The organism is Cytobacillus firmus (genome assembly GCF_023715565.1).
GTDB lineage: Bacteria > Bacillota > Bacilli > Bacillales > Cytobacillaceae > Cytobacillus > Cytobacillus firmus_C.
Map to the genome: position 1 here is coordinate 1 of NZ_JAMBOJ010000063.1, position 16,324 is coordinate 16,324.

Genomic DNA, 16,324 nt, shown 5'->3' on the forward strand with positions numbered 1-16,324 from the left:
CTTCCGCTTTAATCTCCAAAGAATAACTTTGTAACCTTTGCCCTTTTTTGGCCATAAAAATCACCCCTTAAGTCAATGTTGCCCAACTGTGGGTTTTTCAACATCTACTATAAGGGGTGCAGTCTACCCCAAAACTGGGCGAGTTTTCTTTGTTATTAATTCCGGTTCTTTTTGAAGTAAAACCATTAAGGGATTTATGTGTAAACAAAACTGCAATTTCAAGCCGTTTTGAATCAGGTGTTTCCAGTATATTGAGTAGTGTTTGGGGGCCTATATTCTGTTGTCTCTCTACTCACCTTACTTGAATTCCCGACATCTCAAAGTATCTTAGAAGCAGGCGAATAAACAGTTACTAACACTATAAAAAAGTTATGTCCAGGGCCCTCCATCACATCTAGGTTATGAAGGTTATTTGGCATGCTTATTATTAGCATACCATACTATAATATCCTATTTCATTGAAGACTGTTGACAACTATTAGATGGTTTAGTTTAAGTACCACTTTTCACAATTTACTGTAAATGGCTTCGTTTGTAAACGTTTCTTATGCTTAGTGTAGAAAATCAATTGCATTGACCAATCCTTATGAAAAAAGCTTTAATAAAATCAATTTTTTTATTATCTTACCCCCATTAGCTTATTTCATTTTCACATAATTTTATGTGGAGGTCTTTTGAAGATTGTCTTCCAAAAACGGAAACAACAATGAATAGAACGAAGTTGTTGAGGGAACTATAGCACATGATAATACGTTACCATTGTTTGGAAATGAGGTGAATTTTTGACTAAGATTTCTCCTATTCAGTCATACATGATGATTATTCTTTCAGTTGGATTGATGAACCACGTTATTATTATCCCATTACTGCTAGGAGCATCAGGGCGAGATTCTTGGCTAGTAGTGCTTCTTGTTTTTGTCGCTTCACCTATATGGATCGGTTGTTTGAACTACATATTAAAATATATGAAGAATCAACACTTTAAGAAGTGGCTAGAGCACCACTTTGGAAAGTTTGTATCTGCACTTTTAGTTATTATCTATAGTTTGTTTGTATGGGTCATTGGCTTTATTTCCTTAAAAGATACTCTAACATGGACTTCTGCAGCATACTTGCCTCAAACTCCAATGCTTTTTCTCGCGGGAACCACACTTGTTGCTTGCTTCTTTGTCACTTGTCAAGGGCTCAGCACGATTGCGATTGTGAGCGGGATATTGTTGCCTTTTGTGGTTATTTTTGGTTTCCTGGTGTCGTTTGTAAATATTCAGTTTAAAGAATATACCTTACTTTTTCCTTTGTTGGAAAACGGAGTTGCTCCATTATGGAAAGGTGTTCCTTATGTTGCCGGAGGATTGATGGAGTTGTTTTTATTGATGTTGCTGCTTCAGCACAATTTAACAAAGAAACCAGGATTCGGAAGCTTGATGCTGCTGTGCCTCATCCTTACAGGACTTACATTAGGACCATTGATTGGCTCGATTACGATATTTGGCCCTGATGAAGCAGCTAACCAGCGTTACCCCCCTTACGCTCAATGGAGAATAGTTAGGATGGGAGAATATGTGGAGCATGTCGATTTTTTTTCGATTTACCAATGGCTATCAGGTACATTCATTCGTGTGTGTCTCTCTATCTTTCTCTTGGGAGAATTATGGAATTTAAAAAAGCGCAGATGGTTTCCCATGTTACTAGGCACAATCGCTATGCTTGTTGCTATTTTGTTGCCGATTAGTGACATGGCTTTTCTAGACCTGTTGGGCAAATTTTATTTACCTTCATTTTGCATTTTTACAATAGCAACCTTGATCTTGTATGTAGTTCGAATCATATTCTCTAAACAGAGAAAAAGGGGTAACAGCAGATGATGAAATTATTAAGAAATAAGAGTGTAAATGGCAAAAGGTCATCAATTAATCCAGAGGCAACAGGGTTACCTCTTAATGAACAATCATTGATCCAACACTTTAAAATGAGTCAAGATGTAAAGCATCATGTTTACAAATTAAAACCTAATGATGAACATTCGAGAGTCCTATTGATTTATTGTGAGGGCTTAAGTGACAACCAAACGTTCATTCATGAGACAGCGCTCCCCCATTTGACCAGATTTTACGAAACCTATGGATTTCAACATCATAAGGAAATTGCCGAGTCGAGTCAATTACAATTAGAAATAGTCAAACTTGAAGAGTGGGAGCAAACGGCCGAAACAGATATCTATGAAGGTAAACTACTATTGTTTATTCCTAGCTTACAAATCTTGTTCTCCCTCGATATCTCTAAAAAACCGTCACGAAATCCGGAAGAATCCAGTATTGAGGTTTCGGTAAGGGGACCAAAAGATGGATTTGTAGAAGAATTGGGAGTCAATGTGGCATTAATTCGGAAACGTATCAAATCAAACAGCATGGTTTATGAAACAAAAAAAGTAGGCGTTCGCACAAAAACAACCATTGCGATTCTATATATGCGTGACATTGTTGAACCAAAGATTGTTCAAACTATAAGGAATAAATTAGATGAAATTCAAATTGACGGGGCTTTCAGTGCCACTCATCTAGAAGAATTAATGGAACCGACAAAAGCGTTGTTTCCTTTAATGGGGTATACAGGAAGACCAGACTTTACCGTTAACTGTATGCTAAATGGTCGTGTGGCGTTGATTGTGGATGGTACACCGGCTGCTTTAATCGCACCTGCCAATTTGTTTCTAATCGTGAAAACTCCAGAAGATATCCACCATACTGCATTATCGGCAACTTTTGGTCAATTTCTTCGTTTATTAGGATTGTCCGTTTCACTTCTACTTCCTGGATTTTGGGTTGGTATTCTTGCCTATCATCAAGATCAACTACCCTATTATCTACTTGCGATATTAGGTGTTAACCGATTGGGAATTCCGTTTGATGTAGTAGTGGAAATGTTTATTGGACTTATCTTCTTAGAAATCCTGCGAGAAGCTGGTATCCGATTGCCTTCTGCAGTCGGCAGCACCGTTACCGTTGTAGGCGGACTAATTCTGGGTGATGCGGCTATTCGTGCAGGATTCCTATTCCCTGGTATCGTTGTCATCGGAGCCCTTACGCATGTGTTTGGTTCAACTTTATCAAACCAGTCATTGGCTGGAACGGTTAGCCTTTTACGCTTCTTCATTTTCGTGCTGTCTTCCATCCTGGGGATCTACGGGTTCTTCCTTGGATTATTTATTTTAATCAGCCATTTAGCATCTTTACGTTCATGCGGTTTGCCTTACTTGGCTCCGATTTCACCGCCTTATAAAGACTTAGCCAATGCATTACTTAGATTACCTTGGCAATGGAGAAAATCTCGCCCAGATATGTTAAATACTAAAGATTCTACAAATCAAGGGGATAGGTAAAAATGCGGGGATATAAAAGTATTTTTGTTTTTCTTCTTCTCCTCAACCTTACCGGATGTTGGAGCAGATATGAAGTACAGAACATGAACTATGCAACTGCTGTTGGTATTGACTATATCAATGACAAATATACAGTTTTTGTGCAATTACTAGATTTCACGACTGTGGCAAAGCTGGAGGGACAGCAAAAAGAGGAACAGCCCCCGGTTTGGGTGGGCAAAGGTCAGGGTGCTTCATTTACTGAAGCCGTAAATGATTTGTATAGTACATCACAACAGCGCCTAAACTTTGGACAAGTCTCTGCTATCTTGCTTAGCGAGAGAATGATAAAAGAAAACAAAGTAGGGGAAGTGCTGGAATTAATCAATCGTTATCGTGAAATAAGGTACATATCTTGGCTTTTCAGTACAAGAGAGCCTATTGAAGAAATCCTTCTGGCAACACCCTTTTTTAGATTGTCTCCAAAAGCATCGATTCTTCACAATCCCGAACAAAATTATAGACAGCGATCCATCCTTACTCCGATCCGCCTGAAACAATTTGTATTAGACTCAAACGAAAAGTCCAGGACTAGTTATATACCTGAATTATCGATTCGCAGAGGTCAGTGGCAGGAAAGTAATAAACCCAAAGAGTTACTTAAATATTCAGGTATACATATATATGATCAGGACAATTATTATGGTCGAATGGGTCTCGAGGATTTGTCTGGATTGCCTTGGCTAAGTACTCACACCATCCGAGTTCCTCTTGATCTGTTTGCCGAAGAAAAGCTTGCTGCTGTTCTTGTCGCCGAAAAACCCAAGTTTGAAGTGACCCCCATCGTTAAATTGGACAAAGTGTTTTTCGATATATCTTTGAGTGTGAAAGCCGGAATCAATGAATTACACACTGACCTTACAGAACAGAAGCTCAAACAAATTGCTCGAAAAACAATAGAGGAGCAAATCCGTAATACATATCAAACCGCGTTTAATAAGGGGATAGATATTTACAACTTGGGTGAAAAATTATATCGCCAACATCCACATCAATGGAAGCACATTGCCACAGGAAAGAACCAACTCGTTTTAAACCAAGATTCTCTTCTCAACGTTGATGTTGATGTGAACATTGTTTACTCTGGAAGGTATAAATTGCATGAAAATAGTAAATCCAAAAAGTGATTCAGGTATAAGGCTTGGTATGGTCTTTTGGATTCAGTTTTATATATTCAAATTAAAGAAGTATGCCATTTATTGAAAGGTTATTGATCTCAGTAGATTATAAAAAATTGACCTATCATTCAAATTAGTTTGCACGGGGAGTAACTTAACTCCCTTTGTTTTTGTTTTGAACTCCGACATTAGATATAGCCTTTTTCATTTAGGCTGGGAATGATACGGATTAATTGAGCCAAATAAGCGTCGGTTCTCTTATGATTCTATCAAGGATCGGTAAGCGATCTTTTGTTTATAAATACCGTCTTACCCTGTAACCGTTATTAAAACTGCGATTGTATTGAATACTCCATGAACGATCATTCCAGGGATGACAGAACCTGTCTTTTCATACACCCAAGCGAACACGACACCATTAATGAAATTCACGGGCATTGCGTTTAAAGTTGGAAAGTGCGCTATCGCAAATATTAGCGAGCTAATCAAGATTCCCCAATTCAATCCTGCCTAACTCTTACCCAACGATAGATAAACATAAAATATCTATTCATAAACTGAAGATACTACACCGGCGGAAATAATACCAATGAGTATAGTAAACAGATTAATATTTTGCTGTAAGCTCTCCGTCTTGCTGTAATCTGCACTATTACCTAATAAACTTGTTAGTAATACTGCTGCTACGCTTAAAATAATGGTTATCAATAACTATATCGGGATTTTCAACCAGTACTTTGCAGAAAAACTTTACACTCCTACCTCTTTCCATGAAAGATTTTTAGGACGTAGTGCGATAAAATATAACCCTGTCATGAGTACAATCATTAAAAAAGCCCTTAATCATAAAAGATTAAAATACTTCTAGTTACATTACTTTTTCTCTCTTTTATTCCTCATTAATGAACCTGTAATTGCAGCAAAAATATCGCCAATCAAAGGCAATAGTACACTCATTACTAAGTATTCTTCTTACACATTGTCTACCCAACATATTGAAGAATTAACTGGTATAACGCTATGCAAAGCCCTAAGATGCTTGCCTTCATTTTAGATGGATGGTAGCTTTTGCTGCGAAACAAGTATAAGAAAACAACTATAAATCCCAAAGGAACCCATAGATGAAAGACACCTTCTTTTGTACTGTGAGAATAAACTGGAGCGATATATGTGCTAATCAGAAAGTAAAAGAAAACGGTAAAACGTCGTATCTCTAATTGCTTACTCCACCTTACTAAAAAGAAAAGAATAATTATTGCTATTAAGGTAATGTTTAAAGGCGGCAGTACAATAGCGCCGTTTCCAATCTTGAATTCCATTCCTTTTCCCTCCTTTTTAGTCTTGTTAATTCGACGAAATGTCCTGATTGTTGAATATCATTTAAACTATGCTCTTGCACTAACCTGCAGCGTTTGTTAAACAAAGAAAAAGATCGCTCCTGCGATCCTCATCTTTAACTCTTGCCCCGCCTACTGTTTAAATACAATTACAAACTCATCAACTCTTAATATAACTCCGCTTATTTCTATATATTGCCAGGATATTTGATTGGAATAAGAAACTCCTAAAAGAAAATGGATACTAAACCATAACTGGGTAAATTTTTTATCAGAAAGTTATTCCACACCACTCTCCAAAATACTAAAAGTCGCCTTTTCACAATTTATCTCTGCCAATACTCCATATGGCAGTATGAATTTTGGTTCAGTATGACCAAAATTCAAGTTATAAAGAATCGGCAAATCCTCCAAATCAAATTCCTTCATTACTGTTAGAATTACTTCTTTATACTCGTCGTAATATTTCTCATCTTGTGGTTTACCGAAAATTACCCCATTTGCTTTTTGTAGAATGCCTTGTACAGCATAATTTCTCAGCCAATACTTAATAAGAATGGGCTCTGGTTTTTCTTCGGATGTTTCAAAGAAAAGTATGCTATTCTCCCAATATTTTTTCTCTGGCCAAAGCTCTGTCCCCTTTGCAAACTCCAGTACTTCGATACAGCCGCCAATCAAATGGCCTTGTACTGTACCTGAACCTTGCAGTACCTCGTACCCTGAATTTTCCCGCATGGATCGTCTCCGGTTCTTATTCTCTTCTACCCATTCTAAGCGCTCACTGGTCCATTCATTAGCGGGTTGAATTTCACCTATTACTTCATTTGAAAAGAGAGTTCGATTTACCATTTCTATCGTATAGGGATTCATCTCCACATTTTCAGCAAAATCGGTTAAAATTGCCGGACCGTAATAAGAAGAAATTCCCGCCTTAAGACAAAATAAATGTGAAACGGTCACATCAGAGTACCCCATAAAGATTTTCGGATTTTCACGTATAACATCAAAATCGATATAGGGAAGTAAGCGAATGCTATCTTCTCCGCCAATATTTGCAATGATGCCCTTTATCCTTTCATCCTTAAAAGCGTTCATCAAATCCTCCGCACGAGCTTGTGGATTTTCGTAAAGATAGTCTCCTCCTTTCAAACTATTTGGCATTAGAATAATTTTCAGTCCAAAAATATCCTCTAATCTCTTTACACCTTGTTCAAATCTCCATCTAAGAGTTGGCTCACCTGCACCTCCCCAAGATGGACTTACTGTTGCAACATATTCTCCCGGTTGTAATTTTTTTGGCTTAATTAACACATGATATCCCACCTTTATATACTGTAAAATTTCGCGTATGTAATTATTTTATAATCTGATGTTACCATTAAATCCATAATGTGGAAATAACTTTTTGAACTAACCGTTTGTTTAATAAGGTAAGGGATATATCTGTCAGTCTGGAATTAACAGTTATTTTAACCAAAATCAGGGTGAATGCCGGCAAACTCCTTCATGACCTCACTGAAGTCCTCAATGCCATAGACTTCATAAGACCATTGGGAGAGACGGTCTTTGATTTTGGTAAAAAGGGATGCATCATCCTCAATTAAAAGCACTTTAAACAATTTGCTCACCACACTTTTGCATATTCCTTCAATTATATTATAGGCATGTTTAGTATCTTCATCAGGGAGCTGTTAATATGGATACTGTTGTTTGTTTTCCTTCAGGTGCTGGTGCTTTTGTTGTATATATCGATTCATCGATATCCCTTAAGCTCAACCTTTAATTACATCTTTTATCCGCTATCATTTTTGCCGGCATCCTTTTTCTTCGTTATCAAAAAGAAACACGATTTTATAAAGCAACCGTGCTGACTGGATATAATGATGCACCAAAGAAGTTCTTGACGTTCAAGGAAACAGGTAAGCTTGAGCTCAAAGGAAAAACAACCTCTATTAAACAAAATATTATAGGGCTAAATAAAGACTTTGTAATTTTACAGCAGGTGGTCTGACAGTGGCCATTGTTGATGACAAGGTGTATGGAAAGCTGAAAGCTGACCTAAATCCTGAAATCCAGCTGGAGAATTCACTATTCATCGGTGTGGATCTTAAGAATGACAGCGATACAAAGACAGCCAATTTACTTTTTAAAGAGATGGAGTTCAGCGGCAGAGCCGATTCGCAGCTGGAGATGTGCACAAATCAAAAAATGAATATAGGGTTAGTCATGTTTATTGTCGGCTTTCGCGGCTTGACCTTCCATGTCACTTCGGGAGATGCACCCCATATTTCAAACAAATGGACTTCACACAGGGAGACCTGCTGCGCGGAATTCCAAAATGGCCTTCAATTTTGGAATTCCGCTGGTGGTCGGTCTACTTCACAGCTACTTGCTGTAAAATCAGGCTGGTTCTTTTTTGGCAGCGACTGTAGTTGCCGATGATTCTGTTTATCGGGCTTTACACAGTTCTTTATTCGATATTCAGTCTGTGATTTATTCAACAAAGTGATAAAGGGTGCACTTTAGAACGGGAAAACCGCTCAGGTATGATGGCCAGAGCGGTTTTTTATGTGTTGGAATTTGGGTTCGTTATCGAATCTGAATGCCTTATTTGCGGATTTTCTGTGTCTATTTGCAAGTTTCCCTAGTCTATTTGCAAATTACGGGATATATTTGCAAAATGATCTGTGTTTGTTTTTCGAACTTCTCTCTATTTGCAGGTTTGTTTACTCTATTTGCAAGTTTTTCATTTTATTTGCAGATTTGCCCAGTCTATTTGCAATTCCCCTTCTTTATTTGCAAATTCTTCATATCTATTTGCGAATTAGCCTCTCTTTTCAATCGCTGTGATTCAACAATTAAATTATCCAGCTCCTGGCTTAATTTCAAGGTCTCTTGATCTGTCAGTCCCTTGGAATAAATGCTTTGAATCATTGCCTGCCTACTCTGTTCAATTGCCTCTGTGAAATCCATTCCGTTAGCCTTCCAGAAGCGGAATCCGGGATATATATTTTTTCACCAGTTCGCTGTTATGCTGATCTGCTCCATCTATATTTCCACTTTTAAATATCGGCGGTTCGAACCCGTTTTCAATCATCACATCCACTCCTTCTACCATCAGGCTGTTTACAATTGCAAAGCCAATTATAGATGAGGCAGAGCCAAAGCTAATCCCCAAGGCTGGGTGCTGCATTAATGCGTCCCCTGGCTCGATATGATTGTCAATCGCCAGGTCTACTGATGAAAAAAGATACTTCCCATTTTTATGGCGGGAGGACTGCGTTTCAGCATAGCGCGGGGAAGTTATGCCAATCACGTATGCCCCCTTGGATTTAGAGATTTCAGCTACATCCACGGGTACTGGATTCCGCCCTGAAGTGGAAACCACAATCACAACATCATTCGGCCGGATATCAGCATTTTCCATGAATCCTATGGCAAAATTATTTTCTTTTTCCAAGGTAGAAGAACGGACTGCGCCCTTGTGCAGCATTAAATCCTCAACGAAAATGGGTTTAATGGGGGCAAGTCCGCCTGCACGGTAAAACAGCTCTTCGGCGAGCATATGTGAATGACCGCAGCCAAACACATGAATAATTCCATTGTTTTGGATACACTCAGCCACCGCATGGGCTGCTTTCTTCAGTTTTTGTCCCTCTTCTTTTTCCACGAGTGACAATAATTCTTTTACACCATTCAGATATTTCTCCAGCATTCTTCCTACCCCATTTATACCCTGACTTTGGATGCGCTTAATGCTGCTTCATCTGCAATCACTTTTACATTCGGATGATTTCTTAATACTGATGCAGGAAACTGCTCATTAACTCCATTTCCAAGAAGCTGCGCAATGGCATCGGCTTTTGCTTCACCTGAAGCTAGAAGGAGTATCTCCCTGCTCTGCATGATTGTAGCGATTCCCATGGTAATGGCTTGGGTCGGCACCTCTTCGATCGTATCAAAAAATCTGGCATTGGCTTTAATAGTGGAATCTGCTAAATCGACAATATGAGTTTTAGATGAAAAAGACGTGCCTGGCTCATTAAAGCCAATGTGCCCATTATTGCCTATGCCCAAAATCTGCAGATCAATTCCGCCATGGTTTTTAAGCTTATTTTCATAACTTCGGCATTCTGCTTCCAAATCTTCGGCGGTTCCGCTTGGGACAAAAGTATTTTCCTTACAAATATCGAGATGGTTAAATAAGTGAGAATTCATAAAATATCGGTAGCTTTGCGGGTTTTCTTCAGAAAGGCCGATATACTCATCCAAATTATAGGTAGTCACCTTTTTATATGATGTTCCATTTTCCAGATGATCTTCAATTAATCGTTTATATGTTCCCACAGGCGTGCTCCCGGTTGCCAATCCGAATGTAGCTTCTGGAAATTGGCGTACCTTTCGGATGATTAAATCTGCTGCGGTTTTACTCATTTCTTCGTAGTTGTTTACTTTAATAATCTCCATTATGAGTTCCTCCCTGCAAAAAAGCTGAATAAGAATATATTTGCACTAATGAAGGCAAAATATTGGAATAAAATTAACCCATTTATAATTCATATCGTAACACCATAAAGTATAGTTGTCTATACCAATTTAACCACTGTTAAAACCTGATTATAAAAAGTAGATTAAATCTTACTTTTAAAAATGGTATAGACAACTATATTTATATTTTGGTATGATTACGACAGTTCAGTAAAACGCTTTCTTATTCATTATTTTTATTAAGGAGAGATCAATATGTTAGGATTCCTACAGAGAATTGGTAAGGCATTAATGCTTCCGATTGCCGTTCTGCCTGCCGCTGGTCTTCTGCTCCGCTTTGGACAGGATGATCTGCTGGGCATACCATTTATCGCAAATGCCGGCGATGCCATTTTCGCGAACCTTGCACTTATTTTTGCTATCGGGGTTGCTATGGGATTTGCGAAGGATAATAATGGGGCTGCTGCCCTCTCAGGAGCTATCGGCTTTCTGGTACTGACTGAGGGTGCAATTGCCATCGATGAAAATATAAATATGGGAGTACTGGGCGGTATAATTGCCGGTATTATTGCCGGATTATTATATAACCGCTTCCATGATATAAAGCTTCCCGATTGGCTTGGATTCTTCAGCGGACGCCGCTTTGTGCCAATTATAACGTCGGTTACCATGATTCTTCTGGCTGCCATAGCAGGGTTTGCCTGGCCCCCAATCCAGGGTGCCATCGATGCACTTGGCAACTGGATTATTGGTCTAGGCGCTGTAGGTTCAGGTTTATTTGGATTCATGAACCGCCTGTTAATTCCATTGGGTCTGCATCATGTATTGAACAGCTTATTCTGGTTCCAGTTTGGTGAATTTAAAGGAGTCACCGGGGATATTGCCCGTTTCTTCGCAGGAGATCCATCAGCAGGAGCTTATATGACTGGTTTCTTCCCTGTTATGATGTTTGGTCTGCCTGCTGCCGCATTTGCAATCATTGCGACTGCTAAACCTGAAAAGAGAAAAGCCGTATCAGGAATGTTCATTGGTCTGGCGCTGACTTCATTCCTGACCGGTATTACAGAACCAATTGAGTTCTCCTTTATGTTTATTGCACCTCTATTATATGGAGTGCATGCAGTTTTAACCGGAGTTTCCATGTGGGTAACATCCTTACTGGGCATCCGCGATGGCTTCACATTCTCAGCAGGCGCACTCGACTTTGCACTGAATTATAATATCGCTGAAAAGCCGCTGCTGCTATTGGGAATTGGCGTCATCTACGCGATTCTGTACTTTGTTATCTTTTATGCATTAATTAGAGCATTAAACCTGAAAACACCTGGCCGTGAAGACGATGAAGATATCGTTGAAGATGAGGATGAGGATGAGCCTGTCTCAACCGGCAGTAAGTACGAGGTTATGGCCAGCCATTTTATTAAAGATATTGGCGGTGCTGACAACATCACCAGCATTGATAACTGTGCGACACGCCTTCGCTTAAACATAGCTGATATGGATAAAGTAAAGGAAAGCGCACTGAAGGCGCATGGTGCTAAAGGAATCATGAAATTAAGCAAAACGAATCTGCAGATCATTGTTGGAACAGATGTTGAGTTTGTTGCAGATGAGATGAAGAAAATTAAGAAGTAAAGTAAGAAACAGTGTCCCCTTTTGGACACTGTTTTTTTATAGGAGCTTTATATCAGAGGGAAGTTTTGCAGAGCAGAGGATCTCCAGCTCTTTTATGCGCGCTAAATTGTAAGAAGACCCTACCATAAGCAAATGATCTGCAAATGCCGGATGGCACATGACTTCTATTGTTTCCCCGTCTTCTGCTCTTTCTGCAAGTCTGCTGAAATAGTCTTCCTGAATGCCGTCTCCGTAAAAATCCAATAAGCACCTGTCAGTAAAGCTTTTGACCCCGTCAATCGGAAAATCGCCACTCACTCTGAAAGGGAGACTGTATTTTTGCGACAGGTATTGAACTACAGGGAGAAACTCCTTCCGTGTATGGACGTGATGATGACTGTCCAAATGGGAAGGTGTAAGACCTGCTGCTATAAACCGCTCAATTTGTGCAGACCACTCCAGTTTCAGTTCATCTAGTGAGATTCCCTCTAAATCCCCCTGAGATTTGAAGGTTCCATCTTTTTTCATTAAGGTCTTGCAATTAGATAATAATGGCTTCCCGCATGTGAGAACTAAATGAACGCCGGTTCGCAAATCAGGATATTGTTTGGCCATAATCAGGGCTTGGTTGGTTCCGGCCATGTTCATCATCATGGTGGCAGAATTGACAATTCCATTTAAATAGCTGTGCAAAATTCCATAATTGACGCCGGGACTGTATCCAAAATCATCTGCATTGACAATGAGGTTAATCATTTTGAGACCTCCGGTTAAATAAGTGCAAGGCAGCCTGGAAGTAATGCTGCCCTGCACATTTTATTGAAATTGCGGTAAATATGAACGATGAGCTTCGAGCATTTCATCCAATATCTTTTTCGCGATAACGTCTGAACCCATCAGCGGATTAATCGTCAGCGCCAGCAGTGCGGTATCATAATCACCTGTCAGGGCAGCTTTTATTGTCACTCTTTCAAAAGACTTAATAGATTGGACCAGTCCTCTGACTGCGATTGGAAGTTCCCCGACCGCAATTGGCTTCGGTCCGTCTTTCGTGATAATGCAGCTGACTTCCACGGCAGACTCAGAGGGCAGCCCTGCAATAGCACCATTATTTCTAGTGTTAACCGGCTGTATATCCCTTTTATCTGTATAAATGGAATGAATGAGCCTGCATGCCGCATCACTGTAGTATGCACCACCCCTTTTTTCGAGCTGGGGCGGCTTTTCGGCAAGATCAGGATTTTGATATAGCTGAAACAGCTCTTCCTCCAGCTTTTTAACCACCTCTGCCCGGGTTCCCCCTTCTGATGCTGCATTAACTTCTTCTTCCACCATTTCACGAGTTTTATAGTAATAATTATGGTAAGGACAAGGAAGCACATTTAATGCCTGCAGGAATTCCGGCTCCCATCCCATCGCATGGATGTTTTTCATGGTGATTGATTTTTCTTTGTCTGTAAGCTTCTTCAGCAGTTCATCCTTAACGCTTACTCCATCCACAAAGACATCAAGACCGTAGACCAGATGATTGAGTCCTGCAAAATCAATCCTTACTCTGCTGTGATCCACATTCAATAACTGTGCTGCTCCCATCTCCATCCCAATCGGCACATTGCATAGACCCACCACTTTTTTAATATTGCTGTATCTTAGGACTGCTTCTGTAATGATTCCTGCGGGATTGGTAAAATTGATGAGCCATGCATTGGGACACAGCTCCTCCATTTCACGGCAAATCTCCATAATAACTGGAATGGTTCGGAGCGCCTTGAAAAATCCACCCGGGCCATTGGTTTCCTGGCCCAGCACTCCATATTTAAGCGGGATTCTCTCATCCTTCGCTCTGGCGTCCAAAAGCCCGACACGGAATTGGGTTGTTACAAAGTCAGCATTCTTAAGTGCTGTTTTCCTATCTAAAGTAAGCCTAATCTCTATAGGAACCCCAGCTTTTTCAACCATCCGATGTGCTAACTGGCCGACAATCTCTAGTTTATGCCGTCCTTCCTCCACATCCACAAGCCAAATTTCTTTGACTGGCAATTCCTGATGTCTTTTGATAAAGCCTTCAATTAATTCAGGTGTATAGCTTGAACCTCCGCCGATCACGGCAATTTTTATACCTTCTGGTTGCTGTGCCATTCTGTTACCTCTCCTAATTCAGTTTCTTGTATAAGTTGATAAACTCCTGCGCCAAATCTTTAACAGTCAGTGCATTCATCAAATGATCCTGTGCATGAACAAGAATGATGGGCAAATCGAATTGAGCCCCGGAAGCCTCGCTTTTAATCAGCTCCGTTTGATGTCTGTGTGCCAGCACAAACTCCTCCTCTGGATGGATTCCATAGCAAGACTTCTGGCATTCCCGCTGTGCAAAATAAGCTGAAATGATAGTTGATAAAGCTTTTCTTTATCCATTCTAAAACCCGCCTAACCTTGAATTGTCGGTGTTTGTTCTGGCTGCACCTGCTTCAGCTTCTTTTCATCCATCTTCCCTGTGATATAGACAAATGGAAGGTAAATGACAATAGATATGGCTAAATTCACAAGTGCCAGCACTGCACCGGAGATATGTCCTCCAGTTGCAAGATATCCGCCAATTCCTGCAGGCGTCACCCATGGAATGCTTGCCACAACGACCGGATACACAAGACCCCATTTAATTGCCAGGTATGCGACTACTGTCATAATAACTGGTGCTGAAATAAACGGTATCAGCCAAATGGGATTTAAAACGATCGGAAGGCCAAAGAGTATTGGTTCATTGATTTGGAAAATGCCTGGGGGTGTTCCCAGTGCCAGCAATTGCTTGTGCCTTTTTCGTCCAGCAATAAACATCGATATGATCAGTCCAAGAGTTGCTCCTGAACCTCCAAGATAGACGAAGGCATCCAGAAATGGCCCTGCCAGAACGGCATACTGATCGAGATCCTTCACTCCCTGAGCATATAAATCCGTATTTTTCGTTCCGAGAGAGGTAAATAAAGGCGTTGTAACCCCTCCAAGAATATTGGGACCATGAAGACCAACCGACCAAAAACCATGAACAAGAAAGACAATAAGGATCGCAAAAGGCAATGAATCCGCCGCATTCGTCAATGGTGCGACAAGGGTCGTATTCAGCCAGTCATTCAAAAATTCGCCATTTGTTGCTTTTCTGAACAAAAGGCCAGCCACTCCAAACACGAAAATGGTGAGCATTCCAGGCACCAGTTTGGCAAAAGCCCCAGCAACAGCCGGAGGGACGCCATCCGGCAGTTTAATAACAAAGGCTTTCACCCTGGCCAGACGGATAAAGACTTCTGTTGCAAGCAGCGCCACCACAATTCCTGTAAATAAGGCCGTAGCATTAAAGTAACCATAGCCAATGAAGCCCCAGGCACCTTCTGTATCCGGCACCTGACCAACCTGAGGAATTAGAAGGAAGAAACACGCTGCGGCAACAAGCATTGCTTCAAACCCATCATCTCCATAGGATTTAGCAAGCCTATGAGAGATGCCAAACACGGCGAATATGGTTAAAAAGGCAAAGGTGCCCCACCATATATCCCCGCCAAGCGTTTTCCAGGATTCACCGAAGATACTTTCCATAAGCCTGCCGTATGGCTTAATGATTTCACCGAGATTATTAAACAGAACAGCAAACGATCCCACCATAGTAATGGCGATCATCCCGATCAAGGCATCCCGGATAGCAAGCAAATGCCTGTTATTGCCGAATTTCATCGCATAAGGCATGATATATTTCTCAATAAACGTCATCATCACTATTCACCCTTTATTAATGAAATAGCTTGCTTTAATACTTCCTCGCCATTGCACAGGCCATAATGCATCGGGTTGATAGGCGCTACAGGAATCCTGCCTCCTGCTTCCTTTTTTAGTTGCTCAGTCATAAACCGGATCTGCGGCCCCAGCAGCAGCACATCGGCCGAATCGATATGATTTCGAATCTCCCCGTTGCCAACAGCCCAGATTTTACAGTCAATCCCCTGGCTTTCAGCGCTTGCCTTCATTTTTGTCACGAGAAGACTTGTGGACATTCCAGCTGAACAGCACAACAAAATGTTCATGGTTAACCCCCTTTTTTATAAGCGATTTCAAAAAATATAATAATTGCTTAACCTAATAGTACTAGAAATAAATGCAGATAATTCAGTCAATTTAAATCGAACTTATACCCTTTGTGAAGTTCTCACCCCCTTTCAATACTTTATGCTTGAAATTTATTGTAATGACAAATTTTAAAATAATCAATACATTTTTAAAATTTGTTATAACAAATTATTTAATAATTGATATGACAATATAATCTATGGAATAATAGATAGAAGAACAGAGTAGGAGGAACG

At 40.2% G+C, this 16,324-nt stretch carries 15 protein-coding genes and 3 pseudogenes; 6 read left to right on the forward strand and 12 right to left on the reverse strand.

Features of this window, described 5'->3' with window-relative positions; genetic code table 11:
* Window positions 1–204 precede the first annotated feature (204 nt).
* From M3205_RS20455 to M3205_RS20470, 4 genes and pseudogenes are all read left to right on the forward strand, one after another.
* A pseudogene (locus tag M3205_RS20455) lies at window positions 205–342 on the forward strand (IS110 family transposase); the annotation flags it as partial.
* A gap of 440 nt (window positions 343–782) precedes the next feature.
* Complete coding sequence (locus M3205_RS20460) at window positions 783–1,865, forward strand: GerAB/ArcD/ProY family transporter (RefSeq protein WP_251171565.1); 1,083 nt, start codon at window positions 783–785, stop codon at window positions 1,863–1,865.
* Entirely contained in the window at window positions 1,862–3,379 is a 1,518-nt protein-coding gene (locus M3205_RS20465; RefSeq protein WP_251171566.1) for a spore germination protein, read from the forward strand. Before M3205_RS20460 ends, M3205_RS20465 begins: the two co-directional genes overlap by 4 nt.
* 2 nt (window positions 3,380–3,381) lie before the next feature.
* Window positions 3,382–4,545 (forward strand): Ger(x)C family spore germination protein, encoded by a 1,164-nt coding sequence (locus M3205_RS20470; RefSeq protein ID WP_251171567.1) that lies wholly within the window; start codon window positions 3,382–3,384, stop codon window positions 4,543–4,545.
* 300 nt (window positions 4,546–4,845) lie between these two features.
* Here M3205_RS20470 and M3205_RS20475 read toward each other — a convergent pair whose 3' ends face one another.
* The 4 genes and pseudogenes from M3205_RS20475 to M3205_RS20490 all read right to left on the reverse strand — a co-directional run.
* A complete protein-coding gene (locus tag M3205_RS20475; RefSeq protein WP_311315748.1) occupies window positions 4,846–5,040 on the reverse strand; it encodes a CPBP family intramembrane glutamic endopeptidase in 195 nt (64 codons plus the stop codon).
* 479 nt (window positions 5,041–5,519) lie between these two features.
* Window positions 5,520–5,855: a hypothetical protein gene (locus M3205_RS20480; protein ID WP_251171569.1), complete on the reverse strand. Its 336-nt coding sequence runs from the start codon at window positions 5,853–5,855 to the stop codon at window positions 5,520–5,522.
* Window positions 5,856–6,152: 297 nt separating this feature from the next.
* Entirely contained in the window at window positions 6,153–7,184 is a 1,032-nt protein-coding gene (locus M3205_RS20485; RefSeq protein WP_251171570.1) for a S66 family peptidase, read from the reverse strand.
* 167 nt (window positions 7,185–7,351) lie between these two features.
* A pseudogene (locus M3205_RS20490) lies at window positions 7,352–7,492 on the reverse strand (response regulator); the annotation flags it as partial.
* A 394-nt stretch (window positions 7,493–7,886) separates the two neighbouring features.
* On the opposite strand from M3205_RS20490, the gene M3205_RS20495 reads away from it, so the two are divergent.
* Entirely contained in the window at window positions 7,887–8,315 is a 429-nt protein-coding gene (locus M3205_RS20495) for a hypothetical protein (RefSeq protein WP_251171571.1), read from the forward strand.
* 330 nt (window positions 8,316–8,645) lie between these two features.
* Here M3205_RS20495 and M3205_RS20500 read toward each other — a convergent pair whose 3' ends face one another.
* From M3205_RS20500 to nagB, 3 genes are read right to left on the reverse strand one after another with little or no spacing between them, the layout of a single operon-like run.
* Window positions 8,646–8,846, reverse strand: a complete 201-nt coding sequence (locus M3205_RS20500; RefSeq protein ID WP_251171572.1) for an aspartyl-phosphate phosphatase Spo0E family protein — start codon at window positions 8,844–8,846, stop codon at window positions 8,646–8,648.
* A 4-nt stretch (window positions 8,847–8,850) separates the two neighbouring features.
* Window positions 8,851–9,588 carry an SIS domain-containing protein gene (locus M3205_RS20505; RefSeq protein ID WP_251171573.1) on the reverse strand — a complete coding sequence of 246 codons (738 nt, stop codon included), beginning with the start codon at window positions 9,586–9,588 and terminating at the stop codon, window positions 8,851–8,853.
* A gap of 14 nt (window positions 9,589–9,602) precedes the next feature.
* On the reverse strand, window positions 9,603–10,340 hold the full coding sequence (nagB, locus tag M3205_RS20510; RefSeq protein ID WP_251171574.1) for a glucosamine-6-phosphate deaminase: 738 nt from the start codon (window positions 10,338–10,340) through the stop codon (window positions 9,603–9,605).
* Between the two features lie 276 nt (window positions 10,341–10,616).
* Here nagB and nagE point away from each other — a divergent pair, with 276 nt between their 5' ends.
* A complete protein-coding gene (gene nagE, locus M3205_RS20515) occupies window positions 10,617–11,996 on the forward strand; it encodes an N-acetylglucosamine-specific PTS transporter subunit IIBC (protein ID WP_251171575.1) in 1,380 nt (459 codons plus the stop codon).
* 36 nt (window positions 11,997–12,032) lie between these two features.
* Here nagE and chbG read toward each other — a convergent pair whose 3' ends face one another.
* The 5 genes and pseudogenes from chbG to M3205_RS20540 form a co-directional block, all read right to left on the reverse strand.
* Window positions 12,033–12,731 (reverse strand): chitin disaccharide deacetylase, encoded by a 699-nt coding sequence (gene chbG / locus M3205_RS20520; protein ID WP_251171576.1) that lies wholly within the window; start codon window positions 12,729–12,731, stop codon window positions 12,033–12,035.
* Between the two features lie 60 nt (window positions 12,732–12,791).
* The gene (locus tag M3205_RS20525) at window positions 12,792–14,114 is read right to left on the reverse strand and encodes a 6-phospho-beta-glucosidase (RefSeq protein ID WP_251171577.1); all 1,323 of its coding nucleotides are present in this window, start codon (window positions 14,112–14,114) and stop codon (window positions 12,792–12,794) included.
* Window positions 14,115–14,127: 13 nt separating this feature from the next.
* Window positions 14,128–14,390: pseudogene (locus M3205_RS20530) on the reverse strand (PTS lactose/cellobiose transporter subunit IIA).
* Between the two features lie 12 nt (window positions 14,391–14,402).
* Entirely contained in the window at window positions 14,403–15,737 is a 1,335-nt protein-coding gene (locus M3205_RS20535; RefSeq protein ID WP_251171578.1) for a PTS sugar transporter subunit IIC, read from the reverse strand.
* Window positions 15,738–15,739: 2 nt separating this feature from the next.
* Window positions 15,740–16,045: a PTS sugar transporter subunit IIB gene (locus M3205_RS20540; RefSeq protein WP_251171579.1), complete on the reverse strand. Its 306-nt coding sequence runs from the start codon at window positions 16,043–16,045 to the stop codon at window positions 15,740–15,742.
* Window positions 16,046–16,324 lie beyond the last annotated feature (279 nt).